Origin of the sequence: Pseudomonas sp. JUb42, assembly GCF_024807945.1 — a bacterium.
In the GTDB taxonomy this organism is placed as follows: domain Bacteria; phylum Pseudomonadota; class Gammaproteobacteria; order Pseudomonadales; family Pseudomonadaceae; genus Aquipseudomonas.
On record NZ_JANUFD010000001.1, the window covers coordinates 23,366 to 48,556 of the forward strand.

A 25,191-nucleotide genomic window follows, 5' to 3' on the forward strand; every position below is an offset into this window, starting at 1 on the left:
TCGTTTTATAAAAAGCCCGAACGAGTTCGGGCTTTTTAATTAGTTTTGTGTTGGGTTTCAAACGCTTTTGTCGTGAAGTACTGCTAACGTTAAAAGTGCGCCGAAATAGCTCAGCCCGGTAGAGCAGCGCACTCGTAACGCGAAGGTCGCAGGTTCGATTCCTGTTTTCGGCACCAGCAACGCAGCACCAAAAGCCCCGGAAGGCACCCAATGCCTCCGGGGCTTTTGCTTTGCGGGTCAAAAAAGCCTCACCCATGACCACCGTCAAAGACCGTGATCAACCTTGATGGCCCAATAACCCGATTCACGCCCACAGCCAAAGCTCCACAAAAAAAACCAGGGAGAAAACCTTTGCCCTACGAGCTGAATACCATCCGCGATGACCTGCAGCTCACCGCCCTGGATCTGGAGCGGGTCAAGATTGCGATGGCGGGGCATTTCGAGTATCTGCGGCACACGATCCATCAGCGCGATGCCGTTGAGGTGCTGGGACAGGTGCAGGGATTGGGGTCTTCCATCAGTGAGTTGCGCCGGGTGGCCGAGAGTTTGGCGACTGCGCCGGATGTGATCCCGTCCATCGCTCAACGCACGCCGCTCTGAGGGAATGGCGACGAACTGCATACAGGAATGTGCGAGACGGCCGATATCGATGCCGCCACACTCAAGGAGAGACGCACATGTTCCGCAGTTCGCAGCTAATGACCACCGCCCTCGAAATCTTTATCAGCCGCAATGAAAACCTGCGCTGGGAATTGGCCAATTTCCATATCCATCCGGGCGGTCTGTTCATTCAGCAGCGCAAGGAAGACCACGCCCACGCCGCATTCGTCCGCGCCGCCGAAGAACGCCGCACCACGCCCCAGGACTACGCCCTGATGCTGATCGCCCGGTCTCCTGCGGAGCTTGAGCGGTTGCGTGAAGAGCGGCGGCAAGAGATGGCGACGCTGAGCGCGTAACACTGACGTTGAAAAGATAATGGCTGATCAAGGAATCGATGATGCCGCGCAGAACCCGGGTACTGGTAGGGATATTGGTTGTTGTCAGCGTATTTGCATTATGGATAAGCGTTGATTGGGGCTTGCCCTTTAGAATGTATGACGTTTACCAGCGGGTTCGCGCTGATCAGGTGCTACTTGAGAAGACCAAAGGAATGGATAAAGTCCTGGAGCAGCAATTTGGTGAGGGTTATAAGGTTTTAGTGTCTATGACCCACTTTGACAATGGCCATGATTCCCGAGTTTATACTCTGGTAATGCCGTGCGGTCATACCTATAGCCAACAAGCCTACATGGAAGGGGCGCTGACCCTTATGCATGATGCAGGCATGCCCTGGCCGGACACAGTCAAATTTGAGAGAACCTGCCGATTCACACCGCCAGACCTGCAGTGGCCGGGCAAGCAGTGAAATCACGCTGAAACCCGGGCGGGGCAGGAGCGACTGGTTCCTGCCAAAAACCGTCGACTGCACCTAGGCGCAACATGCAAGCAAATGCACCTCGCGGCTGATCCTGTCGCCGCTTTCAATTTCAGCCTTGCGCAAATCATAGGTGGCTTGCAGGTTCAGCCAGAATTGCGCAGTAGTACCGAGCGCCTAGCCCTGATGCCTCAGATATGCGCTAAGCGCCTTCCGGGTCAGGTCATTCAAGGAAATACTCTGCCGCGTCGCGGCAACGCTCGCGGCCAGGTGCAGTTCATGTCCCACTCTGACGTTAAATGAGCCTTTGCAGGGTATTTCCGGTTCCTGAGCCAGTGACGTACAGGTGGTGAGATAGTCATCTACCGCATCGCGGAATGCCTGAGCCAACTCGGCAACCGTCTCTCCCTCGTAGTTAACCAACGCACGAATGAACTGGAGTTTGCCGAACAGGCAGTTATCTTCAGGGCTGGCTTCAATCGAGCCGTAATAGCCTCGATGATTGAGTAAGGTGCTCATCAGATCAATTCTCCTGCCTTCAGGTGCTCGATCACCTGTTTTCTGGCGTATGTCTTTATTTCATTACCTGGATGGGGCTTGTGCAGGTTGATCATGGCGCGCGGATCGCCATTATCAAATTTCACCCTGCTGCCGTCGCCCTTGATCAGGCGGTATCCCAAACCGTTGAGCAAGCTGACCAACTCTGGCCATGTGAACCTCGTCTGATGGCTCAGCAACTGAGTGAGCAGCTTTTCTTGCCTGGACATGTGATCTTCCCGGATGCGACTAACTTTAGTCGCATTTATAAGGCGAATCAATCCGGTAAAGGTAGTGACGGTGCACCACCCCGTAATGCCAAAATCTGCTAAGGGGTAGTCAGGTCGGACTCCCCACTCGCCCACTCCCTCACCGCCTGCGCAAACAACCGCAACGCCATCGGTGGATGCCGGTTCGCCGGGTAGTACAGGCACAGCCCGGAATAATTGGGGCTGCTCTGCGGCAGCAGATGCACCAGTCGCCCGCTTTGCAGATGTTCGGCGACTTGCCCCAGGGGCACCCAGGCGATGCCGATGCCGGCAAGGGCGGCTTCGACCATCAGGTTGACGTTGTCCAGGGTCAGCGGGCCGTCGACGTCGAGGCTGCTGTTGTGCTGGTCGTGGGTGAGGTCCCAGCGAAACAGGCCGCCGCTGGTGAAGCGAAAGCGGATGCAGCGGTGGTGCTTGAGGTCCTGGGGCTGTTGCGGGGCGGGGTGGTCGGCCAGGTACTGTGGCGAGGCGACGGCGGCGAAGATCAGGTCGCTGCCAAAGCGCACGGCGATCATGTCTTTGGGCACGTCGTCGTAGAGGCGGACGCCGGCGTCGAAGCCGTCGCCGACGATGTCCTGCAGTTTGCTGTCGACCACGAATTCGATATGGATCTGCGGATAGCGGTTGGCGAAGTCGGGTACAACATGGCGGATCAGTTCGCGCAGCGAGGATTCCGAAGCGCTGATGCGGATCGAGCCGGAGGGGGTATTGCGCGCCGAGGTGACTTCGTTGACCACGTTGGCCAGGTCGGCGAGCAGCGGACGCACGCCCAGCAGCAGTTGCTCGCCAGCTTCGGTCAGGGCCACCGAACGGGTGGTGCGGTTGAGCAGGCGCATTTCCAGACGGGCTTCAAGGTTGCGCATTGAGTGGCTCAAGGCTGACGCGGATACGCCAAGCACCCGGGCCGCGCCGCTAAAGCTGCGGTGTTCGGCAATGGTGATAAAGGCGGTCAGTTCGGGCAGGTCGGCGCGCAGCATTGATGAAAACTCCTCAGTAGCTCATGCGGAAGTGGCCGTATTGTTGAGCGGATTACAGATATATAAGGTAGACCGGACCCTACAAGAGGAGCCGGAAAAATGCAAAAGCGTCAGTTAGGCAACAGCGGTCTTGAGGTTTCTGCCATCGGTCTGGGTTGCATGGGCATCTGCTTTGCCTACGGCCCGGCGATGGAGAAATCCGCCGCTATCCACTTGATTCACGCCGCCTTCGAGCGTGGCGTGACTTTTTTTGATACGGCCGAAGCCTATGGCCCGTTCACCAACGAAACGCTGCTGGGCGAAGCCCTGGCGCCATTTCGTGATCAGATCGTGATCGCCACCAAGTTTGGCTTCAAGAACGGCGACGTGGCTCAAGGCCTCGATAGTCGCCCGGAGAACATTCGTGCCGTGGCCGAAGCCTCTCTCAAGCGCCTGAAGACCGATCGCATCGACTTGTTCTATCAGCATCGCGTCGATCCCAATGTGCCCATCGAAGAGGTCGCAGGTACCGTCAAGGAGCTGATTGCCGAAGGTAAGGTCAAGCATTTCGGCCTGTCCGAGGCCGGTGTGCAGTCGATCCGTCGTGCCCATGCGGTGCAGCCGGTGGCGGCGTTGCAGAGCGAATACTCGCTGTGGTGGCGTGAGCCCGAGCAGGACATCCTGCCGGTGCTGGAAGAGTTGGGCATCGGCTTCGTGCCATTCAGCCCGTTGGGCAAGGGCTTTTTGACGGGGGCCATCAACGAGCAGACCACGTTTGCTGCCGATGACTTCCGCACCGTTGTGCCGCGCTTCAGCGAAGAAAACCGCAAGGCCAATGCGCAGCTGGTGGAGTTGCTCGGCCAGATTGCCGCGAGCAAAGATGCCAGCCGTGCACAGATTGCCATTGCCTGGCTGCTGGCGCGCAAGCCCTGGATCGTGCCGATTCCGGGCACCACCAAACTCAGTCGCCTGGACGAAAACACCGGGGCGGCCAGTGTTGAGCTGTCTGCGCTGGACCTGTCCGCGATCGAGCAGGCGCTGGCGAACATTCAGGTCGTCGGCGACCGCTATCCGGCGCACTTGCAGCAACGGGTCGATCGCTGATCGCTACCGCGTTAAAGCGCCGCTGAAAGCAACCCGTAAAGCCGTCGGCACCTGTTGAAGCAGGTCCGGCGGCTTGGCTATTTCGAGACGGTCTTACTCATGTCGCACTTTTATCCTGCATCGCCTTCCGATCGGCAGAGCCTGTGGACCCTGGCGATTCTCAGTGCCCTGATGGCTTTTGCTTCGATCTCCACGGACGTTTACCTTCCTGCGCTGCCGGTCATGGCACATGCGCTCCACGCCAGTTCCGGACAGGTCGAGTTGACCATTTCCGGCTATCTGATCGGCTTCAGCCTCGGGCAACTGGTGTGGGGGCCTATCGGTGATCGCTATGGTCGGCGACTGCCGATCGCCATTGGCCTGGTGCTGTTTATCCTCGGCTCGGCCGGCTGTGCGTTGTCGGACAGCGCCGTGGTGATGATTGCCTGGCGTGCCGTGCAAGCGGTGGGGGCCTGCGCCAGTGTGGTGCTGGCAAGGGCCATGGTCCGGGATTTGTACGCCGGGCATCGCGCCGCGCAGATGCTCTCAACCCTGATGACGGTCATGGCCATTGCACCGCTGCTCGGCCCCAGTGTCGGTGGGCTGATCCTGAAGGTGGCGTCTTGGCGGGCGATCTTCTGGGCGCTGGTGCTGGTCGGTCTGATCACCTTGGGGTTGCTGTCTATCTTGCCGGAAACCCTCCCCGTGCACCGGCGCAATGGCGAACCGCTAAACCGGGCGTTTCGGCGTTATGGCAAGTTGCTAAAGCATGGACGGGTACTGGGCTATATCGGCGCGGGCGGATTTTTCTATGGCGGCATGTACGCCTATATCGCCGGGACGCCCTTTGCCTACATCAGCTATTACCACGTTAGCCCGCAGCAATACGGCGCGCTGTTTGCGCTGGGGATCGCTGGCATCATGCTGACCAATCAGCTCAATTCGCGTTGGGTCATGCGCCACGGCAGCGACCGCCTGCTGCGCATGGGCACTTTAGGGGCGGCAGTGTCGGCGCTGATTCTGGCGGTGGATGCCTGGACGGGTTGGGGTGGCCTGGCCGGGTTGGTGATCCCGCTTTTTCTATTTATTGGCGCTACCGGCTTTATCGTGGCCAATTCCATTGTTGGGGCCATGGGCGAGTTTCCCGAAGTCGCCGGTTCCATGTCGGCACTGGTCGGCTCGCTGCAATATGGCACCGGCATCCTCGGGTCCGGTCTGGTTGGCGCCTTTGCCGATGGCACACCGTGGCCCATGGCCATGGTGATCGCCGCTTTTGGCCTCGGCAGTCTGGTTTGTGCGCGCTGGCTGCTGCCTGCGCGAACCCTTGCGCCGCCGGTGGCGGCGGATTGACCGGCAGCGGGGCGCAGTTGTCGAGTCAGGGCACCTTGGCATAGTCCTCGTCGCTGACCTGCTCCATCCAGTCGACGACCTTGCCATCCAGCACCTCGGCAATGGCGATATGGGTCATGCCGGTGCTGGCCGTGGCGCCATGCCAGTGTTTGACGTTGGCGGGAATCCACACGGTATCGCCGGGGCGAATCACCTGAATGGGCTGCCCCAATTGTTGAACCAGGCCGACACCCGCCGTAACAATCAGGGTTTGCCCCAGTGGGTGGGTGTGCCATGCCGTGCGTGCGCCGGGTTCGAAGGTGACCGTGCCGCCGCTGACCCGCGCCGGGCCGGTGCCCTGGAAGCGTCCGTCGACGCGCACCGCCCCGGTGAAGTTGTCAGCCGGTCCGCGGGTGGATGGCTCCAGGCCGTTAGCGTTGACGGTGACCCGCTCGGCCTCCTGGGCTCCGGCTTCGCCGGTGAGCATGCTCAGGGAAAGTGCCGCTGCCGCTGTCAGTTTTTTCATTGCGCCGCCCTCCGCTCGGCCGACATAGGCGCATAGGTGGCGAAATTCAGCTGCGCGCCCAGTTCGATCAAGGCGTCGATCAGTGTCGCCATCGCCTGGCTGTTGAAATGCGCGGTCATCTCCTCTCCATCCGACCAATAGCCGCTGAGTATCCACAAGTCGGGTTGATTGCGGCTGCGGGTCAGCACGTAACTCAGGCAGCCGGTCATGGCTTGCAGGCGCGCCAGATCGCCCTGCAGGCGCTGCTCAAGCCCCGGATCGGGGGCGTCGGTGAGGCGAATTTCCATCGTGTTCAGTGCATGGATATGCATGAAAACTCCTTGCGTCTGCTTTCGGTCGGGCCGATTCCTGTTGCCAGGAAAGTAAGACGCCCACGAACAAACGCCCGTGAGCTGACAGGGCTCGACGGTAACCAGCAGACAGGGGGAAGACTATAGGGCTTGGCTGGCAAGAGCTGATGAGGGGAATTCATCAATGGTGCAGCGGGGCGGGGAATGTTGCTAATAGCGCGGTAACCGCGATCGACATAGGCGGATATAAAGCGTGTGTGGGAGCGAATTTATTCGCGAAAGCGGTGTTCCAGGCGATGAAAATGCGTCGCATGTACCGGCCTTTTCGCGAATGAATTCGCTCCCACAGAATTCGCTACCGCCATGTGTTCCGCCGTGTCGGTGAAAATCAAGGGTTGGCGGACGTGGCGCTCAGATCAGAGACTCAAGCGCATCGACAGATCCACCGCTTTCACATCCTTGGTCATCGAGCCAATGGAGATGTAATCCACGCCCGTCTCGGCAATCACCCGCAGGGTCTGTTCATTAATACCGCCGCTGGCTTCCAGCTTGGCGCGGCCAGCGGTGCGGCGCACGGCTTCGCGCATGTCATCCAGGCTCAGTTCGTCGAGCATGATGATGTCGGCGCCGGCGTCGAGGGCTTCCTGCAACTCTTCCAGGCTTTCCACTTCCACTTCAACCGGCTTGCCGGGAGCGATCTTGTGGGCGGCGCTGATCGCCTGGGCGATGCCACCGCAGGCGGCGATATGGTTTTCCTTGATCAGGAAAGCATCAAACAGGCCGATGCGGTGGTTGTGGCAGCCGCCGCAGGTTACTGCGTATTTCTGCGCCTGACGCAGGCCCGGCAGGGTCTTGCGGGTATCGAGCAGTTTGACCTGGGTGTCCGCCACCATATCGGCGAAGTATTGCGCCCGGGTCGCCACGCCCGAGAGCATCTGCAGGAAGTTCAGCGCACTGCGCTCGCCAGTCAGCAGTGAGCGTGCCGGGCCCTCAAGGTGGAACAGCGCCTGATTAGGCGTGACCCGGTCGCCATCGGCCACCTGCCAGTGCACGGCGACTCGCGGGTCCAGCTGACGAAACACCGCATCGACCCAGGCGCCGCCAGCGATCACCGCGTCATCGCGGCTGATGATGGTGGCCTTGGCCAGGCGTTCGGCCGGGATGAGCTGGGCGGTGATATCGCCGCTGCCGACATCCTCCAGCAGTGCGCGGCGCACGTTGGCTTCGATTTCGGCCGTCAGGGTGGCGAGTCGTACATTCGGCATAGCGGGCTCCACTTTCAAAGTGGGCCGAGTATAAGGCACGGCATCGGCGTAACCCAGCCGTTAGCCATCGCCGACCATCATTGCAGCGTGGCTTGTCCGCGAACCAGACGGCGCGGTGTTGCTGATACGCCTCGGTGGACCCGTCGCGGGCAAGCCTCGCTCCAACGGACATTGTGTTTGCCCAACATAGATGCTGTTGGTCGGGTTTTCGCCGTTAGTTGCGATGGATCGGCTTTTTCACGGTCTACCCCTGAGCAGGCACTGTGCCTGCTACAGAAATCTTTCAGGGATCCCCCTACTGGCCAATAGCAATGATTTGCCAGATAATGCGGTGACTTGTATTTGACGTCATGACTTTGACGTTGGTTGCGGGCAGCGGGGTTCACTTCACAGGCAAGGGCAAGAGGCCCGGTTTGCATAGGGATCATGGGTGTTTTACGGACTGGGGGCTTGATGCAGGGCGACGAAAAAGTAGTGCCGTTGAACAAGGCGACTGCCGATATGGCGGCTCAGTCTCCCCTCGCCCGTCTGCCGGTGGTGCTCTTGCAGGTGCGCGATAAGGCGGCCCAGCAGCTCAAGGAAGCTTTGCAGGCGCTATTCGACAACGCCGACGACACCCTTTTCGAAATGGCCGACCGCGCCAAGAGCAACAGTGAACAGAACCTGTTCTTCGAAGCCATGCGCGACTTGCGCCTGAAACGCAAAAGCATCGAGCGCACTTTTCTCGACAAATTCTATGAAGCCGTCTTGCGTCTGGGGCACTATCAGGTCAGCGATCCGTTGCTGACCCCCGCGCCGGTGCCGTTCGACAAACTGGCTCTGGTGGCCAACGATGATCTGGAGCGCACCGTGGCCGTGGATGCCATGGTCGCCCGGGTCATGAGCCGCGACAGCATTGCTTTGAGCCAACTGACTACGCGTTTCAATGCCTTGATCCCGCAACCGGTCACCGATCAGACCAACCCCATGGGCCCGGCCCAGCTCTGTGAGTTCTTCCTGCAGGCCGGGCGCAGCCTGGGCATGGAGATCAAGGTCAAGCTGATCATCCTCAAGCTGTTTGAAAAGTACGTGTTGGCCGACGTCGATCACCTGTACAGCGAAGCCAACCGCCTGCTCATCGCCACCGGCATTCTCCCGGAACTCAAGGCTTTGCCGTCGCGCCGGGCCAGCGACCGGGCGCCGGAAAAAAAGCGCACTGTCAGCATCGCCGATCCCGAATTGATTCAGGCCGCAGACAAACTCGACAAGAGCGTGCAGGAAGTGTTTTCCGCCCTGCAGGCGCTGGTCTCCGAGCTGCGCGGCAATCTGGCGCCACGTCATGACGCTGGCGCCGAAGCCCGACCGATTTCCAGTAATGACCTGCTGCGCCTGCTGTCGCACTTGCAGCAGTTCGTGCCCCACGCCGATATGCGCGACGATTTCGACCTGCGCAACCAGCTGGAGCAACTGCTGACCCGGGTCAGCGTCAAGAGTGGCAAGTTCCGCGTGGTCGGCGCCGGTGACGAAGACGTGATCAACTTGATCGCCATGCTCTTCGAATTCATTCTCGACGACCGCAACCTCCCTCATTCGCTGCGCGCGCTGATTGGGCGCCTGCAGATTCCGATGCTCAAAGTGGCAGTGCTGGACAAGAGTTTCTTCAGTCGCGGCAGCCATCCGGCACGGCGCCTGCTCAATGAAATCGCCTCGGCGGCCTTGGGTTGGGGCGGTCGCGATGACTATCAGCGCGATACCTTATATGTGCGGGTCGAGCAGATTGTGCAGCGCCTGCTCAATGATTTTGTCGATGACCCGGCGATCTTTTCCGAGCTGTTGGTGGATTTCCTCGCCTTCACCAGCGACGAACGCCGCCGCAGCGAGCTGCTCGAACAGCGCACCCGCGACGCCGAAGAAGGCCGCGCTCGCGCCGAACTGGCCCGCCAGCGCGTGCAGCTTGAACTGAACCAGCGTTTGCTGGGCAAGACCCTGCCGGAAGTGGTGGTGCGCCTGTTGCAGGAAGCCTGGAGCAAGGTGCTGCTGCTGACTTGCCTCAAGCACGGCGAGGAGTCGCCGGAGTGGCAGGCCGGGTTGGCCGCCATGGACGATCTGGTCTGGAGCGTCGAGCTGCATGAGGAACCCGAGGCGCGTCAGCGTCTGCTGGAGCTGGTCCCGGGCCTGCTCAAGGCCTTGCGCGACGGTCTGACCAGCGCGGCGTTCGACCCCTTCGCCACCAGCGACTTCTTCAGCCAGCTGGAAGTGCTGCACGTCCAGGCTTTCCAGCATTTCGCGCGGATTCAGGAAGTCGACGGCGGCGCGCTGACCGCCGAGCAGGACCCGACGCCGGCGATGATGGCCGTGGTCGAGGAAATTGTCCTCATCGCGCCTGGCGAGCAACTGTTCAACGAACCGGCCCTGAGCCTGCCTGCCGATGATGAGGGGCTGCTCAAGGTTGACCAGTTGCGGCTCGGCAGTTGGGTCGAGATGCAGGAAGACGAAGATCACAAGCTGCGTTGCAAGCTGGCGGCCATCGTCGAGCCGGGCGGGCGCTACATCTTCGTCAACCGCACTGGCATGAAAGTCATGGAAAAGACCCGAATGGGCCTGGCCGTGGAATTCCGTCGCGGCTCCATTCGTGTCCTCGACGACACGCTGCTGTTCGATCGGGCGCTGGAATCGGTGATTGGCAGCCTGAGCAAGCGTAAGGGGGCCTAGCCCTGCCAGGATCTACTCAGGATCCCTGTAGGACCGGCTTTAGCCGGGAAGGCATCAGAGCGATCAACCTATGTCTTTTGTCATTGCTGGCCACTGTGGGAGCGAGGCTTGCCCGCGAATTGGCCAACACGGTCCGCCAGACACACCGCGTCGAGAGTTTCGCGGGCAAGCCCGGCTCCAACGAATCAATCGCGTTTACCCTGCCAAAGCAATCGCGGGCATACTGACAGCCCTGACCGCCCCTCAAGGAGCCTTCATGCTGCTGGACCGCGCAACAGGCTGGTGCCAAGGCATACAGCACTGCCCATCGGCCAATTTCAATGAACGACCGGACGCCGAAATCTCTCTGCTGGTGATTCACAACATCAGCCTGCCACCCGCCCAGTTCAAGACCGGCAAGGTTCAGGCGCTGTTCCAGAACCGCCTGGACCCCGCCGAGCACCCCTATTTCGCAAGCATTGCCGACCTGCGGGTTTCCGCACATTTTCTGATTGAACGTGATGGCGAGGTGACGCAGTTCGTCTCTTGTCTTGAGCGCGCATGGCACGCCGGTGTGTCGCGCTTCGAAGGGCGGGAAACCTGTAATGATTTTTCCGTGGGTATCGAACTGGAAGGCACCGATGATCAGCCGTTCACCGATATCCAGTATGCCGTGCTGATCGATTTGACCCGGCAGTTGCAGGCGGCGTTTCCAGCCATCACGACGCAACGCATTTGTGGGCACAGTGATATTGCTCCGGGGCGCAAAACCGACCCCGGGCCGTTTTTCGAGTGGCCGCGCTTTTTGGCGGCGTTGCAGGACTGAATTTGAGGAACAGGTAATGAGCTTTCTGGTGTTGCTGCTGGCAGTCTGGATCGAAAAATTCTCGGCACTGCGCCAGCGTGTCCAGCGCGACGGCCCCTGGCTGCGGACCTTGGCGCGGCTGGAGGCGAGCCCGCGTCTGGGCGCGCATCCCTGGCTGGTTTTGCTGCTCACTGTGTTGCTGCCGGTGTCGATTCTGGGCCTGATCCTGTTTGTGCTGGGCTCGGTGGCCTATGGCTGGCTGGTGTTCCCGCTGCACCTGTTGGTGCTGATCTACAGCCTTGGGCGCGGCGACCTGATTGCTGCCTTGGGGCCATTTCGCGATGCCTGTCGGCGCGGTGATGTCGAAGCGGCAGCTTTGGTCGCCGAGCGGGATATGGGCGTGCAGGCCGAGAATGGCGAGCAACTGCTTGCGGGCGTGCAGCGCTACCTGATGTGGCAGGCATTCCAGAGTTTCTTCGTGGTGATCTTCTGGTACTTCCTGCTCGGCCCGGTGGCGGCATTGGCTTATCGCCTGTTGGCGCTCGCGGCAGAGCAAGGCAGCAGCGCGGCCCTGATCGAGCGCGCCGGGCAACTGCGTCATGCCTTTGACTGGGTGCCGGTCCGTCTGCTTGCCGCCAGCTTCGCCCTGGTCGGCAATTTCGTGGCGGTCAGCCGGGTGATGCTGCACGAACTGCTCAACTGGAATATCAGCTCGGCGCAACTGATCGCCCATATCGGCTGCGTGGCCAGTGAAGTTCCGGAGCCGGAGTTGGGTGCCGAAGGGGTATCCAGTCTCGACGTGCTGTGGGAGTTGCTGATTCGTGCGGCGATTGTCTGGTACGCCGGGTTTGCCCTGTGGACTCTATTGGTCTGAGCTTCTGTGGGACCGGCTTTAGCCGGGAATAGGCCTTCCCGGCTAAAGCCGGTCCCACATCTGGTCCCCATTGATCTCTTCTTCCCGCATTTACTTTTACTTACAAAAACCCTCCCAGGTTTCCGGTATACAGGTTCGGCGCCCGCTAATTGCGTTGAGCTACTGCCGCACCCCAAAACAATAAAAGAAAAAGGGAGAGTTCTTGTGAAGAGCCTTTTGTCTCCGGCTATCGCGCTGATGAACCGCCTCAGCTTTGGCATGAAATTCAGCCTGATCAGCGTCTTGTTTTTCGTGCCCATGCTGGTCACCAATTTCTATCTGGTGCGCGAAGCCTATCGCGAGCTGCTGGTGACCCGTACCGAGCAGCAGAGTCTGGTGTTGTTCGGTGACAGCCTGAGCCTGCGCCGTGACGTCGAGACCCTCAGCCATCTGGCAGCGATCAATCTGGTCCTCGGTCAGTCCAACAAAGTCGCGGAACTGGAAAGCCGTATCAGCAGCCTGGAAAGCACTGTGCTGGGCAAGCTCAACGGCTTGAGCGCAGTGACTCTGGTGCCAGAACAGGTCAGTGTGTTCAACGCCAAGCGCGATGAGCTGATTGCCGATTTCAAGACGCAACAGACCGAGTCGGGCTTACAAAACAAGAACGCACAGCTGGAGAAACTGCTGAACAAGACCCTGACCTTCAGCAAGGTGATCGCCAGTCAGGCCGGGCTGAGTCAGGACCCCACCAGTGATATCCGCCAGCTCACCGAACTGCTCACCAGTGTTACGCCATTGGTGACTCAGGCGCTCGGTGAAGGTCGGGCCATGGGCTCGTATTCCTTGGGGCAGGGCCAGCTCAATTCTGCGACCAGCAACCATTTCGATGACCTGTTACAGCGCCTGGAAAAACTCCAGGCCGACTACGCCCTCAAGTTGCAGGACGCCCTGGCCGCCGGCCCCGAGGTGCACAAGAGTCTCGACGGCCTGGCCAGCGCCAGCCTGGCGACCCTAAAGCAAGGCAGCGAGCTGTTCGAAGAGCAGATCATGGTCGCCGAAACCCTCGACGCGCCGTGGCAGGGCTTTTACGACAAGACCACCGGCCTGATGGCCCAGACCTACCAACTCAGCGACGCGACTCTGGCGTTTCTGGACCGGCAGCTGCAACAGCGCCTGGGTGAAAACCGTCAGCAAATGATCCTGCTGATCAGCGCCCTGGCGGCAGTGTTTCTGCTGATTTTCTATCTGTATGGCGGTTTCTACGTGTCGACCCGCACCACTTTGCGCCGCCTCGGGCTGATCATGGACAAGGTCGCTGCGGGGGACATGACTGCGACGTTTGTCGCCCATAGCCGTGATGAGCTGGGCGAGCTGGGCCGGGTGTTCAACGGTACTGTGGCGAAGATCCATGACCTGATCGAGAAGGTCGGCCAGACCGTGATCGAAGTCGAGCGCCAGTCCGCTCAGGTGGAGTCGGTGTCGTCCTTGAGCAATCAGGCGGTGGCCGGGCAACGCAGCCAGATCGAGCAGGTGGCCACGGCCATGAACCAGATGTCCGCCACCGCCCACGAAGTTGCACGCAGTGCTGCGGCAGCAGTGCATAGCGCCCAGAGTGTCAATCAGGAGACCGTCAATGGTCGCGGCCTGGTGCAGTCGCAGCAGGGCAGCATCGCCCGTCTGGCCGGTGAGATTGATCAGTCGGTGCAGGTGATCAACCAACTGGCCACGGACAGTGCCGCCATCAGTCGGGTGCTGGACGTGATCAAGAGCGTGGCCGAGCAGACCAACCTGTTGGCCCTCAACGCCGCCATCGAAGCCGCTCGGGCCGGTGAACAGGGCAGGGGCTTTGCCGTGGTCGCCGATGAAGTGCGCACCCTGGCCCAGCGCACGCAGCAGTCCACCGAGGAAATCGCCGCAATGATCCTGCGCCTGCAGTCCGGCGTCGGTGCGGCGGTCAAGGCCATGGGCGTCAGCCATGAAATGGCCACTGGCACCGTGGGCCAGTCGGAGCAGGTGCAACAGGCGCTGGAAAATATCCTCGGCGCGGTAGGCCTTATCGTCGATCAGAACCAACAGATCGCCGCTGCCGTAGAGCAACAGACCGCCGTAGCCCACGACATTGATCAGAACATCGTCGAAATCAACCTGGCCGGCGAGCGCACCGCCGACGGCGCCAGCCAGACCGAACACGCCAGCCGCCAGCTATCGGCGCAGGTGGTGGAGTTGCAGCAGTTGATCAGTGCGTTCCGGGTTTGAAGTGCTTAGGGAGGACCGTTGGAGCGAGGCTTGCCCGCGAACCATGCGACGCGGTGTTTCAGGCATATCGTGTTGACCCCTTCGCGGGCAAGCCTCGCTCCAACAAACCCATCAGGCGGCGCCCGTTAGATCCCAGCCAAACACCTCACAAGCATTGCGCGTACTGACCCGCGCCAGTTCCTCGGCCTCAACCCCCAACAACCCCGCCAGCGCCGCGCAGATATCCGGCAGGTGCTCGGGGCTGTTGCGCATGTTGGGGTACATGGCCGGGGCCATATCCGGCGAGTCGGTTTCCAGAACGATGCTATCCAGTGGCAGTTCGGCGATAACCCGGTGCATGCGCAGCGCCTGAGGCCAGGTCGGAGCGCCGCCCAGACCGAGCTTGAAGCCCAGGCGGATATATTCCCGGGCTTCCTCGCGACTGCCAGCGAAAGCATGAATGATCCCGCTGCGCTTGAGCTTGTGACGCTTGAGGGTGGCGATCACCGCCGCGTGGCTGCGTCGTACATGGAGCAGGGCGGGCAGGTCGAAGTCGGCGGCCAGGCGCAGTTGCGCTTCGAAAATCTCCTGCTGGCGTTCACGATCCAGATGCTCGACAAAGTAATCCAGGCCAATCTCGCCCACGGCACACAGCTGCGCATGGCCCTTGAGACGGGTCAGCCAATCGCCCAGTTCGGTCAGGTGCTCGGGGCGGTGTTGCTCCAGGTAGATCGGGTGCAAGCCAAAGGCCGCCTGCAATGTCTGGTCTGCTTCAGTCAAATCCCACAGCCGCTGCCAATTCGGCTGATAGACACCCAATACCACCATGCGCTGCACGCCCATGCGTTTGCAGTTGGCCATGATCGCCGCGCGGTCCCCTTCGAAATCCGGGAAGTCGAGGTGGGTATGGGTGTCGATCAGTTGCATGTCAGGCCTCGTGAATACGCTGCTTGAAGGTCCGCACGATGGCCTGCACGCCCGGCTCGTATTGGTCCTGCTCAATGGCGGCGAGGGCCAGGGCCAGGGCTTTTTCGGCGATCAACTGATGCTGCTGGGCCATGGCATTGACCGGCAGCGGCAAGAAATCCAGCAGCTGGGTGTCGCCGAAAGTGCCCAGGTGCAGCTGCGCCGGGTTCAGCGACTGCTCCTGCAACACATCGAAAACGCCCTGCAACAATACGTAGGACGTAGTAATCAAGGCATCAGGTAAATGGCCGAGGTTCTGCAGGATCTCATTCATCAAGCGCTGCCCACCGGCGCGGCTGAAGGACTCGCCATGTACCTGGGTCACGCCGCCACTGAAACCGTCCAGGGCGTCGGTAAAGCCACCGGCCCGCGCCCGGCTGACGCTCAGCTCCGGCCGCGCGCCGATCAGGGCGATATGTTCGGGTCGGGTTTTCAGCAGGCTGCGGGTCAGTTGCAGGCTGGCGTCATGGTCGTCGCTGACCACCGAGCAAAAGTGTTTGGCATCCATCTCGCGGTCGATGGCAATGATCGGCAGGCCCTTGCTCTGCAAATCCCGATAGCTGTCGTCGCTGGCGGGCAGGCAACTGGCGACGAACAGCGCGTCGCAGCGGCGGGCGCGAAACAGCTGCAAGAGTTGCAGCTCGCTGATGGGGTCGTCGTCGGAACTGGCGATCAGCAATTGATAGCCACGGGCGCGGGCGCCTTGTTCCAGCAGCTTGGCGATGCGCGCGTAACTGGGGTTTTCCAGGTCCGGCAGGATAAAGCCAAGGGTGCGGGTGTGGCGGCTGCGCAAACCGGCGGCCTGGGGGTTGGGGCGAAAGCCATGCTCGTCGACCACCGCGCGGACCCGCTCGACCGTCGCATTGCTGATGCGCTGCTGCTCGGCCTTGCCGTTGATTACATAGCTGGCCGTGGTCACGGAAACACCGGCCAGACGCGCGATATCACTGAGTTTCAAGCCGACATTCCTCTTGTTATGCCCGTATTTTCGCGGGCGCCTTATCGTCGTGGGGCGATTTTCACCGATCGTAGCCCTTATGCACAGCAGACCATTGGCGACGAGCAACGTGCACAGCATTTTTCCCAACTATCCGACCAGTGCCGGATGCCATCGGCAAAGACAGGCTTCAACCGCATCAAATAATCGAGTAACGTGCCGGGCTGAATTAGATTAAACGATTCAGCTGGCCTTTTCGTCGCTGTAATCGACATGCAGATGCTGTCGCATAGATATTGCTTTGATGGCCTACGATCTAAAAACAAGAATTGGGCGCGACATCGCGCTCTAGAGGAGAAAGGCATGCTCGAGCTCACCGTAGAGCAAATATCCATGGCACAGACGGCTGTGGATAAGTCCGCCGCGCTGGTGCTGCTGGCCGATCTGCTGGTCGCCGATGGTTTGGTTGCCGAGGGCTATCTGCTAGGCCTGCAATGCCGCGAGCAACAAGGCTCGACCTTTCTCGGCCAGGGCATCGCCATCCCCCACGGCACCCCCGACACCCGCGAACTGGTGTTCACCACCGGCGTGCGCCTGATGCAGTTTCCTGAAGGGGTGGACTGGGGCGACGGGCAAATGGTCTACCTGGCCATTGGCATTGCCGCCAAATCCGACGAACACCTGCGCCTGCTGCAACTGTTGACCCGCGCTCTGGGCGAGACCGATTTGGGCGAAGCCCTGCGCCGGGCGGAAAGCCCCGAGGCGCTGCTGCAACTGTTGCAGGGCGCGCCCCAGGAACTGGCCCTCGATGCGCAACTGATCAGTCTCGGCGTGTCGGTGGACGATTTCGAAGAACTGGTCTGGCGCGGTGCCCGCCTGCTGCGCAAGGCCGATTGCGTCAACAACGGTTTTGCTGCCGTGCTGCAACAGGTCGAAGCGTTGCCCCTGGGTGATGGCCTGTATTGGCTGCACAGCGAGCAGATGGTCAAGCGCCCGGGCCTGGCGTTTGTTACCCCGGACAAACCGATTCGCTATCTCGGCCAGTCGCTCAAGGGCTTGTTCTGCCTGGCCAGCCTCGGTGAAGCCCATCAGGCTTTGCTTGAGCGCCTGTGTGCGCTGTTGATTGAAGGTCGCGGCCATGAACTGGGCCAGGCCACCAGCAGCCGCGCGGTCTTGCAGGCTCTGGGCGGTGAAGTGCCGGATGAGTGGCCGACGCAACGCATCGCGCTGGCTAATGCCCATGGCCTGCATGCGCGCCCGGCGAAAATCCTCGCGCAACTGGCAAAAAGTTTTGAAGGCGAAGTGCGGGTGCGCGTGTTGGATACCGGCGAGTCGGCGGTGTCGGCCAAAAGCCTGAGCAAACTGCTGAGCCTCGGTGCCCGTCGCGGCCAAGTGCTGGAATTTATCGCCGAACCGAACATCGCCGCCGACGCCTTGCCCGCGCTGCTCGCCGCCGTGCTGGAAGGGTTGGGCGAAGAGGTCGAGCCGCTGCCGACCGCCACCTCACCCGCACCGGTCGAAGTTGTCGTGGTCAAGCAAACCCCGGCGCCCGTTGACGGCAGCCAGCTTCAGGCCGTGCCGGCGTCGCCGGGCATTGCTATTGGCCCTGCGCATATTGAAGTGCTGCAAGCCTTTGACTACCCGCTTTTGGGTGAGTCGGTGGAGATCGAGCGCGAACGCCTCAACCGCGCCCTGGCCGAGGTGCGCCAGGATATCGAAGGGCTGGTGCAACGCAGCAAGGCCAAGGCCATCCGCGAGATTTTCATCACCCATCAGGAAATGCTCGACGACCCCGAGCTGAGCAGCGAAGTCACCCTGCGTCTGCAACTGGGCGAAAGCGCCGCTGCCGCCTGGAATAACGTGATCGACGCCGCCGCACGCCAGCAGGAGCAACTGCACGACGCGCTGCTGGCCGAGCGCGCCGCCGATCTGCGCGATGTCGGGCGCCGGGTGTTGGCGCAGATTTGCGGCATCGAAACTCTGGTCGCGCCGGACGAGCCTTACATTCTGGTGATGGATGAAGTCGGGCCGTCTGATGTGGCGCGCCTGGACCCCATGCAAGTGGCGGGGATTCTCACCGCACGCGGCGGCGCCACGGCCCACAGCGCCATTGTCGCCCGGGCCCTGGGTATTCCGGCACTGGTAGGTGCAGGCGAAAGCGTGCTGCTGATCAAGCCGGGCACGCGCCTGTTGCTCGACGGCCAGCGCGGTCGTCTGGTGGTGGCACCGGATGACGCCACTTTGCAGCGCGCCCTGGAAGATCGCGACAACCGCGAGCAACGTCTGCGCGCTGCTGCTGCCCTGCGCATGGAGCCCGCCGTGACCCGCGATGGTCATGCCGTGGAAGTCTTCGCCAATATCGGCGACAGCGCTGGCACGCCAGCCGCCGTCGAACAGGGCGCCGAAGGCATCGGCCTGCTGCGTACTGAATTGCTGTTCATGGCTCACTCCCAGGCGCCGGACGAAGCGACCCAGGAAGCCGAATACCGTCGCGTCCTTGATGATCTTGGCGGTCGCCCGTTGGTCGTACGCACCCTCGATGTCGGCGGCGACAAACCGCTGCCGTATTGGCCCATTGCCAAAGAAGAAAACCCTTTCCTCGGCGTGCGCGGCATTCGTTTGACCCTGCAACGCCCCGAGCTGATGGAAAGCCAGTTGCGCGCCTTGCTGCGCTCGGCGGGCTCGCGACCGCTGCGGATCATGTTCCCCATGGTTGGCACCCTTGAAGAGTGGCGCCAGGCCCGGGACATGACCGAGCGCCTGCGTGTGGAGATTCCGGTGGCTGATCTACAACTGGGCATCATGATCGAAGTGCCGTCAGCTGCTTTGCTGGCACCGGTACTGGCCCGCGAGGTGGACTTCTTCAGCGTCGGCACCAACGACCTGACCCAGTACACCCTGGCCATCGACCGTGGTCACCCGAGCCTGTCGGCCCAGGCAGACGGCCTGCATCCGGCGGTGCTGCAACTGATCGATATCACCGTGCGCGCCGCCCATGCCCATGGCAAATGGGTGGGCGTGTGCGGCGAACTGGCCGCCGACCCCTTGGCTGTGCCGATTCTGGTCGGCCTGGGCGTGGATGAATTGAGCGTCGCGCCGCGCAGCATTGGCGAGGTCAAGGCCTGCGTGCGCGAGCTGGACCTGAGTGCCGCGCAAGCCATGGCGCAGACCGCGTTGACCCTGGGCAGCGCCCCGGATGTCCGCGCCCTTGTGGAGGCTGTGTAATGTCCCGGATTCTGACCCTGACCATGAACCCCGCCCTTGATCTGACCGTGCAACTGGGTCAGTTGCAGGTCGGCCAGGTCAATCGCAGCGACGCCATGCTCAGCCATGCGGCGGGCAAGGGCCTCAACGTTGCGCAAGTGCTGGCCGATCTGGGCCATGAGCTGACCGTCGCCGGATTCCTGGGCGTTGATAATCAACTGCCGTTTGAAACCCTGTTCGGCCAGCGCGGCTTTGTCGACGAGTTCGTCCGCGTGCCGGGGGAGACTCGCAGCAATATCAAGTTGGCCGAAAGCAGCGGACGCATCACCGATATCAACGGTCGCGGGCCGCAGGTCAGCGCTGAGGCGCAGCAGGCGTTGTTTACCCGTATCGAGCAGATCGCCAGCGGTTTTGATGTAGTGGTGGTCGCCGGCAGCCTGCCCAAGGGCGTCAGCGCTCAGTGGCTGCAAAGCCTGTTGCTGCGCCTCAAGGAGCTGGGCCTGAAAGTCGCCCTGGACACCAGTGGCGAAGCCCTGCGCGCCGGGCTGCAGGCCGGGCCGTGGCTGATCAAACCCAATACCGAAGAACTGGCCGACGCCCTCGACGCGCCGATCATTTCCATTGAGGCCCAGGCCGACGCCGCCGCGCGCTTGCAGCAACAGGGTATCGAACATGTGGTGATTTCTCAGGGCTCGGAAGGCGTGCACTGGTTCGCGGACGGCTTCGCCTGGCAGTCCCTGCCGCCGAGCGTCACCGTGGCCAGTACCGTCGGCGCCGGGGATTCGCTGCTGGCGGGCATGGTCCACGGCCTGATCAGTGGTCACACACCGCAACAGACCCTGCGCACCGCCACCGCCATCGCCGCCATGGCCGTGACCCAGATCGGCTTCGGCATCAGCGACGTCGTGCAGCTCAAAAAGCTGGAACAGGGCGTCAGCCTGCGCAATCTGGCAGAACAATAAGTAGCCCCGGCTTGCCGCGAGGTTGAGGTGGCAAATCTTTTGGGGGTTGTGGGAATCAAGTTTATGGGAATAGTTGTGTGAGCAATTGTGGGAGCGAATTCATTCGCGAAAGCGCTGTTTCAGGCGGTAAAGATGCGTCGGATGTACCGGCCTATTCGCGAATGAATTCGCTCCCACAAAAATCGCTGCGACAACTCACTCCCACAGAATTCGCCCCCTACCGAATAAGAACAGAGGGATTGTGATGAAACTAGCCATTATTACCGCCTGCCCCAACGGCCAGGTCAGCAGCGTACTCAGCGCGCGCCTGCTGGACGCTGCCGCCAAGCGTCTGGGCTGGAGCACCGTTGTCGAGATTCATGACCCCCATCACCCCGAGCGCGCACTGTCGGCTGAGACCATCGCCGAAGTGGACTGGGTGCTGGTGGTCAATACCGGCGTGCTGGACCTGTCGCGTTTCGTTGGCAAGCGCGTGTTTCAGGACACCCCGGCCCATGCCCTGCAAGACGTCGACGGCTTCCTTCATCGTGCCGCCGATCAGGCCCGGCTGCGTGAAGCCAGCACCGAAGCCGTGGCCCCGGTTGCCGCGCCGAGCCACAAACCGCGCATTGTCGCCATTACCGCCTGCCCGACCGGTGTCGCTCATACCTTTATGGCCGCCGAAGCCATTCAACAGGCCGCCAAGCGTCTGGACTACGAGTTGCAGGTCGAGACCCAGGGCTCGGTCGGCGCGCGCAATCCATTGAGCGCCGAAGTCATTGCCCAGGCCGATGTGGTGCTGCTGGCCGCCGATATCGAGGTCAATACCGCGCGTTTTGCCGGCAAGCGCATCTACCGCTGCGGCACCGGCATTGCCCTGAAACAATCGGAAGCGACCCTGAAAAAGGCCTTGGCCGAGGCTAAGGTAGAAAGCACCGATGCCGCCGCGAGCGGCCCGGCCAAGCAAGAGAAAACCGGCGTCTACAAGCACCTGCTGACCGGGGTGTCGTACATGCTGCCGATGGTGGTGGCCGGTGGTTTGCTGATCGCCTTGTCCTTTGTCTTTGGCATTACCGCGTTCAAGGAGCCGGGCACCCTGGCGGCGGCCTTGATGCAGATCGGTGGCGAAGCGGCGTTCAAGCTGATGGTGCCATTGCTGGCGGGATATATCGCTTACTCCATCGCTGACCGTCCGGGCCTGGCACCGGGGATGATCGGCGGCTTGCTCGCCAGTACCCTGGGCGCCGGTTTTATCGGCGGTATCGTCGCCGGGTTCATCGCCGGTTACTGCGCCAAGGCGATCAACCACTATGTGCGTCTGCCAGCCAGCGTCGAAGCGCTCAAGCCGATCCTGATCATCCCGCTGCTCGCCAGCCTGATCACCGGGATGGTGATGATCTACGTGGTCGGCAAGCCGGTGGCGAGCATGCTGGAAAGCCTGACCCAGTTCCTCGACAGCATGGGCACCACCAACGCCATTCTGCTGGGTATCGTCCTCGGCGCGATGATGTGCGTCGACCTCGGCGGGCCGATCAACAAGGCGTCCTATGCCTTCTCCGTGGGCCTGCTGGCGTCCCAGAGCTACGCGCCGATGGCCGCCGCGATGGCGGCGGGCATGGTGCCACCGATCGGCATGGGCATCGCCACCCTTATCGCCCGACGCAAGTTCGCCCAGAGCGAGCGCGAAGCGGGCAAGGCTGCGTTCGTGCTGGGCCTGTGCTTTATCTCCGAGGGCGCGATCCCCTTCGCCGCCAAAGACCCGCTGCGGGTGATCCCGTCCAGCATCATCGGCGGCGCCCTCACCGGTGCCCTGTCGATGCTGTTCGGCTGCAAACTCATGGCGCCCCACGGCGGCCTGTTTGTGCTGCTTATCCCCAATGCCATCAACCATGCGCTGCTGTATCTGCTGGCGATCGTGATCGGCAGCGTCGTCACCGGCGTGCTGTACGCCGTGCTCAAACGGCCGGAAGGGGTGGAGATGGATATTGCGCCAGCGGTCGCCTGATCGTTTTGAGAGTAAATTCTGTGGGAGCGAATTCATTCGCGAAAGCAGTGTTTTAGGCGCTGAACATGTGTTGTCTGTCCCGGCCCCTTCGCGGATGAATCCGCTCCCACAGGTTTTGGGTTGTGCCTTTTTTCCGTGTTGCCTGGGCTTCTGTGGGAGCGAATTCATTCGCGAAAGCGTTGTTCCAGGCGGTAAAGATGCATCGGATGTAACGGCCTCTTCGCTCCCACAATTCGCTCCCATAGAATTCGCTCCCCATCAGTGAGCCTGCAAGGAGCGATCGGGTTTACATCGCCAGAAACTGCGTCGCGCGCTTCCACCATGGCTGTGTCTGGCCAAGGCTTTCACGGGTTTCGTGGAGCAGCACGTTCGGCATATCCCGCAGGCGGATCCACGGCTCGTTTTGCCAGTGCAGCAGGTTCAGCGAGGCGCCGGCCCAGTCCAGCAGGCCCTGGGTCGGGCGTTCGCTGTGGCCCAGGTCATTGGCGTCGCGCAGGGTCGGGGCGACGTGCAGGGTCAGCCATTCGCGCAGTTGCCGGGTGTGGGGCGCTGAATGGTAGATCAGCAGGGCGTAGGCGCCGGACTCGCTGATCATCAGCACCTCGCCCAGTTCGCGTACGTTGAGCAGGCGGTGCTGATCCGGGTCGAGCTTGCGGATGCTGCGCTCTTCCAGGCGATAACCCATCAACCGGCCCAGATTATGGGCGCAGAACCACACCTGGCCTTCCAGTAGCAGGGCGTGAAGGTGGAGGTGATGGCGGGTGAAGCGGGTGGGGGTGTGGCAAGTTTGTTCATATATCGGCATGAGTGAAGTCCTCTAATTTGAAGATCTGCCACTCATTCGTCGCCAAACAAAAGGGTGGCAGCTGTACGCGGGTTGGCGAACCGGTAGAGGTATCCGGCAGACCCGAAGGTCTCCCACGCACAGCCGCCATAAAGCGGGTGGTACATAATTATGCACCAGCACCGTTATGATCTGCGCTACCTCTACCCGGATCGCCAAATCCAGTGCTGAAAATTCAGCAGGCCGGGAGGTTAGTTCCCGGTTTTTCCCGAGGCAAGCACACAAATGTAACGCCGCCACTGGCTGAAAGCTGTGGGAGCGAATTCATTCGCGAAAGGGGGTTGAAGGCGATAGAAATTTGTCGGATGTACTGGCCTCTTCGCGAATGAATTCGCTCCCACAGGAAATCAGATTGTCAGGTTGGATAAGGTCGCCGCTGTCATATTCACCCCACAAACCCCTGCTAGCGTATGCCTTTGACCTTTATGCGAGGGAATGGCCGTGAGCGAATTCGATCTGAAGCGTCGTCGGGTAATCCAGGCGGTGGGCGCGGGCCTGTTGCTGCCGGGCCTGGCGCCTGCGGTGCTGGCGTCGGTCAAGGACCGGCCGAAGATGACCGATGGCGTGCAGTCCGGCGACCTGCTCGGTGACCGGGCGATGGTCTGGAGCCGCAGCGACCGGCCCTCGCGCATGGTGGTGGAGTGGGACACCCGCAGCATGTTCACTAACCCGCGCCGCTCAGTGTCGTTACTGGCCGATCAACGCACCGACTTCACGGCGCGGGTCGAGCTGAGCGGCCTGCCCACCGATCAGGCGATTTTCTATCGCGTGCATTTCGAAGATGCCCAGACCGGCACCCCCAGCGAACCCTGGTTCGGCCACTTGCGCAGTGCGCCGCAGCAGCGCCGCGATATCCGCTTTGTCTGGAGCGGCGACACCGTCGGCCAGGGCTTTGGCATCAACCCGGAGATCGGCGGCATGCGCATCTACGAAGCCATGCGCCTGCGCTTGCCGGATTTCTTTATCCACAGCGGCGACACCATTTACGCCGATGGCCCGGTGCCGGCCGAGGTGGTCACCGAGGGTGGGCGGATCTGGCGCAATATCACCACCGAGGCCAAGAGCAAGGTCGCCGAAACCCTTGATGAGTATCGCGGCAATTACCGCTACAACCTGATGGACGACAACCTGCGTCGCTTCAATGCCGAGGTGCCGCAGATCTGGCAGTGGGACGACCATGAGGTGATCAATAACTGGTCGCCGAGCAAGCAACTGGACGAGCGTTACAAGACCCGCGATATCCAGTTGCTGGTGACCCGCGCGCGCCAGGCCTACCTCGAATACGCGCCGATGCGCCTGCAACAGGCGGACAAGGGCGGGCGCATCTACCGCAAGCTCGGTTACGGGCCGCTGCTGGATGTGTTTGTACTGGACATGCGCAGTTATCGCGGCGGCAACGATGCCAACCTGTCCGAGCAGGCCAGCGCGCAAACGGCGTTCCTGGGTCGCGAGCAATTGGAGTGGCTCAAGCGCGAATTGCAAGGCTCGACGGCGCAGTGGAAGGTGATTGCGGCCGATATGCCCATCGGCCTGGGTGTGCCTGACGGCGAAGTCAGCCCCGGTGTGGGGCGCTGGGAGGCGATTGCCAACGGTGACAACGGCCCGGCCAAGGGCCGCGAGCTGGAGACCGCCGAGCTGCTGACCTTCCTGCGCGCGCAGAAGATCCGCGATTGTGTGTGGCTGACCGCCGATGTGCATTACTGCGCCGCCCACCACTATCAGCCGGAGCTGGCGACCTTCCAGGACTTCGACCCGTTCTGGGAGTTCGTCGCCGGGCCGCTGAATGCGGGCAGCTTCGGGCCCAATCCCCTGGACAAGACCTTTGGCCCGGAACTGGTGTTCCAGAAGGCGCCACCGGCGCAGAACACGTCGCCTTTTGCCGGTTTTCAGTTTTTCGGTGAGGTGAATATCGACGGCCAGAGCGCGGAGTTGACCGTGACCCTGCGCGATCTGGATGGTGTGGCGGTATTCGAGCAGAAATTGCAGCCTGCCAAGGCCTGACCGCTGAAATTCTCTGTAACAACCCGGTCGTTAGTGACTTATCATTAGGCAACTAACGACT

At 61.4% G+C, this 25,191-nt stretch carries 22 protein-coding genes, 1 tRNA gene and 2 pseudogenes; 15 read left to right on the forward strand and 10 right to left on the reverse strand.

All coding sequences use genetic code 11. The features are described 5' to 3' along the window. Window positions 1–99 precede the first annotated feature (99 nt). The 4 genes from M2401_RS00135 to M2401_RS00150 all read left to right on the forward strand — a co-directional run bounded on the left by M2401_RS00135 (window position 100) and on the right by M2401_RS00150 (window position 1,405). Window positions 100–176, forward strand: a tRNA-Thr gene (locus M2401_RS00135). Window positions 177–351: 175 nt separating this feature from the next. After that, complete coding sequence (locus tag M2401_RS00140) at window positions 352–600, forward strand: hypothetical protein (RefSeq protein ID WP_259098216.1); 249 nt, start codon at window positions 352–354, stop codon at window positions 598–600. Window positions 601–677: 77 nt separating this feature from the next. After that, window positions 678–956: a DUF6388 family protein gene (locus M2401_RS00145; RefSeq protein WP_259098218.1), complete on the forward strand. Its 279-nt coding sequence runs from the start codon at window positions 678–680 to the stop codon at window positions 954–956. A gap of 41 nt (window positions 957–997) precedes the next feature. Then, window positions 998–1,405, forward strand: a complete 408-nt coding sequence (locus tag M2401_RS00150) for a hypothetical protein (RefSeq protein ID WP_259098221.1) — start codon at window positions 998–1,000, stop codon at window positions 1,403–1,405. A gap of 63 nt (window positions 1,406–1,468) precedes the next feature. Here the strand turns inward: M2401_RS00150 and M2401_RS34385 are convergent. The 4 genes and pseudogenes from M2401_RS34385 to M2401_RS00165 form a co-directional block, all read right to left on the reverse strand. Further along, a pseudogene (locus M2401_RS34385) lies at window positions 1,469–1,588 on the reverse strand (transcriptional regulator); the annotation flags it as partial. 3 nt (window positions 1,589–1,591) lie between these two features. After that, a complete protein-coding gene (locus M2401_RS00155; RefSeq protein ID WP_259098223.1) occupies window positions 1,592–1,933 on the reverse strand; it encodes a type II toxin-antitoxin system HicB family antitoxin in 342 nt (113 codons plus the stop codon). Continuing rightward, window positions 1,933–2,181: a type II toxin-antitoxin system HicA family toxin gene (locus M2401_RS00160; protein ID WP_259098225.1), complete on the reverse strand. Its 249-nt coding sequence runs from the start codon at window positions 2,179–2,181 to the stop codon at window positions 1,933–1,935. Before M2401_RS00160 ends, M2401_RS00155 begins: the two co-directional genes overlap by 1 nt. Window positions 2,182–2,279: 98 nt before the next feature. Further along, entirely contained in the window at window positions 2,280–3,197 is a 918-nt protein-coding gene (locus tag M2401_RS00165) for a LysR family transcriptional regulator (RefSeq protein WP_259098226.1), read from the reverse strand. 99 nt (window positions 3,198–3,296) lie between these two features. Here M2401_RS00165 and M2401_RS00170 point away from each other — a divergent pair, with 99 nt between their 5' ends. Together M2401_RS00170 and M2401_RS00175 are read left to right on the forward strand one after the other, a co-directional pair. Further along, window positions 3,297–4,280 carry an aldo/keto reductase gene (locus M2401_RS00170; protein WP_259098228.1) on the forward strand — a complete coding sequence of 328 codons (984 nt, stop codon included), beginning with the start codon at window positions 3,297–3,299 and terminating at the stop codon, window positions 4,278–4,280. Window positions 4,281–4,379: 99 nt separating this feature from the next. Next, a complete protein-coding gene (locus M2401_RS00175; protein WP_259098230.1) occupies window positions 4,380–5,609 on the forward strand; it encodes a multidrug effflux MFS transporter in 1,230 nt (409 codons plus the stop codon). A 25-nt stretch (window positions 5,610–5,634) separates the two neighbouring features. Here the strand turns inward: M2401_RS00175 and M2401_RS00180 are convergent, their stop codons facing one another. The 3 genes from M2401_RS00180 to nadC all read right to left on the reverse strand — a co-directional run bounded on the left by M2401_RS00180 (window position 5,635) and on the right by nadC (window position 7,669). After that, window positions 5,635–6,075, reverse strand: a complete 441-nt coding sequence (locus M2401_RS00180; protein ID WP_409033868.1) for a cupin domain-containing protein — start codon at window positions 6,073–6,075, stop codon at window positions 5,635–5,637. 35 nt (window positions 6,076–6,110) lie between these two features. Continuing rightward, complete coding sequence (locus M2401_RS00185; protein ID WP_259098234.1) at window positions 6,111–6,425, reverse strand: antibiotic biosynthesis monooxygenase family protein; 315 nt, start codon at window positions 6,423–6,425, stop codon at window positions 6,111–6,113. 395 nt (window positions 6,426–6,820) lie between these two features. After that, complete coding sequence (gene nadC / locus M2401_RS00190) at window positions 6,821–7,669, reverse strand: carboxylating nicotinate-nucleotide diphosphorylase (protein ID WP_259098235.1); 849 nt, start codon at window positions 7,667–7,669, stop codon at window positions 6,821–6,823. Window positions 7,670–8,122: 453 nt separating this feature from the next. On the opposite strand from nadC, the gene M2401_RS00195 reads away from it, so the two are divergent. The 5 genes and pseudogenes from M2401_RS00195 to M2401_RS34395 all read left to right on the forward strand — a co-directional run bounded on the left by M2401_RS00195 (window position 8,123) and on the right by M2401_RS34395 (window position 14,253). Next, window positions 8,123–10,360: a DUF1631 domain-containing protein gene (locus tag M2401_RS00195; protein ID WP_259098237.1), complete on the forward strand. Its 2,238-nt coding sequence runs from the start codon at window positions 8,123–8,125 to the stop codon at window positions 10,358–10,360. A gap of 256 nt (window positions 10,361–10,616) precedes the next feature. Next, a complete protein-coding gene (gene ampD, locus M2401_RS00200) occupies window positions 10,617–11,165 on the forward strand; it encodes a 1,6-anhydro-N-acetylmuramyl-L-alanine amidase AmpD (protein WP_259098239.1) in 549 nt (182 codons plus the stop codon). Window positions 11,166–11,181: 16 nt separating this feature from the next. Continuing rightward, a complete protein-coding gene (gene ampE, locus M2401_RS00205) occupies window positions 11,182–12,018 on the forward strand; it encodes a regulatory signaling modulator protein AmpE (RefSeq protein ID WP_259098241.1) in 837 nt (278 codons plus the stop codon). 1,173 nt (window positions 12,019–13,191) lie between these two features. Further along, window positions 13,192–13,395 (forward strand): annotated as a pseudogene (locus M2401_RS34390) (HAMP domain-containing protein); the annotation flags it as partial. A 153-nt stretch (window positions 13,396–13,548) separates the two neighbouring features. Further along, entirely contained in the window at window positions 13,549–14,253 is a 705-nt protein-coding gene (locus M2401_RS34395; protein ID WP_409033869.1) for a methyl-accepting chemotaxis protein, read from the forward strand. A gap of 111 nt (window positions 14,254–14,364) precedes the next feature. On the opposite strand, the gene M2401_RS00215 is transcribed toward M2401_RS34395, so the two are convergent. Both M2401_RS00215 and cra read right to left on the reverse strand, forming a co-directional pair. Beyond that, entirely contained in the window at window positions 14,365–15,159 is a 795-nt protein-coding gene (locus tag M2401_RS00215) for a TatD family hydrolase (protein ID WP_259098244.1), read from the reverse strand. Between the two features lies 1 nt (window position 15,160). Continuing rightward, window positions 15,161–16,156, reverse strand: a complete 996-nt coding sequence (cra, locus tag M2401_RS00220; RefSeq protein ID WP_259098245.1) for a catabolite repressor/activator — start codon at window positions 16,154–16,156, stop codon at window positions 15,161–15,163. A gap of 342 nt (window positions 16,157–16,498) precedes the next feature. On the opposite strand from cra, the gene ptsP reads away from it, so the two are divergent. The 3 genes from ptsP (at window position 16,499) to M2401_RS00235 (ending at window position 22,285) form a co-directional block, all read left to right on the forward strand. Next, complete coding sequence (gene ptsP / locus M2401_RS00225; RefSeq protein WP_259098247.1) at window positions 16,499–19,360, forward strand: phosphoenolpyruvate--protein phosphotransferase; 2,862 nt, start codon at window positions 16,499–16,501, stop codon at window positions 19,358–19,360. Next, on the forward strand, window positions 19,360–20,301 hold the full coding sequence (gene pfkB, locus M2401_RS00230) for a 1-phosphofructokinase (RefSeq protein WP_259098249.1): 942 nt from the start codon (window positions 19,360–19,362) through the stop codon (window positions 20,299–20,301). The genes ptsP and pfkB overlap by 1 nt, the downstream gene beginning before the upstream one ends. 244 nt (window positions 20,302–20,545) lie before the next feature. Then, window positions 20,546–22,285 carry a PTS fructose-like transporter subunit IIB gene (locus M2401_RS00235; RefSeq protein WP_259098251.1) on the forward strand — a complete coding sequence of 580 codons (1,740 nt, stop codon included), beginning with the start codon at window positions 20,546–20,548 and terminating at the stop codon, window positions 22,283–22,285. Window positions 22,286–22,571: 286 nt separating this feature from the next. On the opposite strand, the gene M2401_RS00240 is transcribed toward M2401_RS00235, so the two are convergent. Further along, window positions 22,572–23,090: a Bro-N domain-containing protein gene (locus M2401_RS00240; RefSeq protein WP_259098253.1), complete on the reverse strand. Its 519-nt coding sequence runs from the start codon at window positions 23,088–23,090 to the stop codon at window positions 22,572–22,574. A 480-nt stretch (window positions 23,091–23,570) separates the two neighbouring features. On the opposite strand from M2401_RS00240, the gene M2401_RS00245 reads away from it, so the two are divergent. Beyond that, window positions 23,571–25,130, forward strand: a complete 1,560-nt coding sequence (locus M2401_RS00245) for an alkaline phosphatase (RefSeq protein WP_259098256.1) — start codon at window positions 23,571–23,573, stop codon at window positions 25,128–25,130. The last annotated feature ends 61 nt before the right edge of the window (window positions 25,131–25,191 follow it).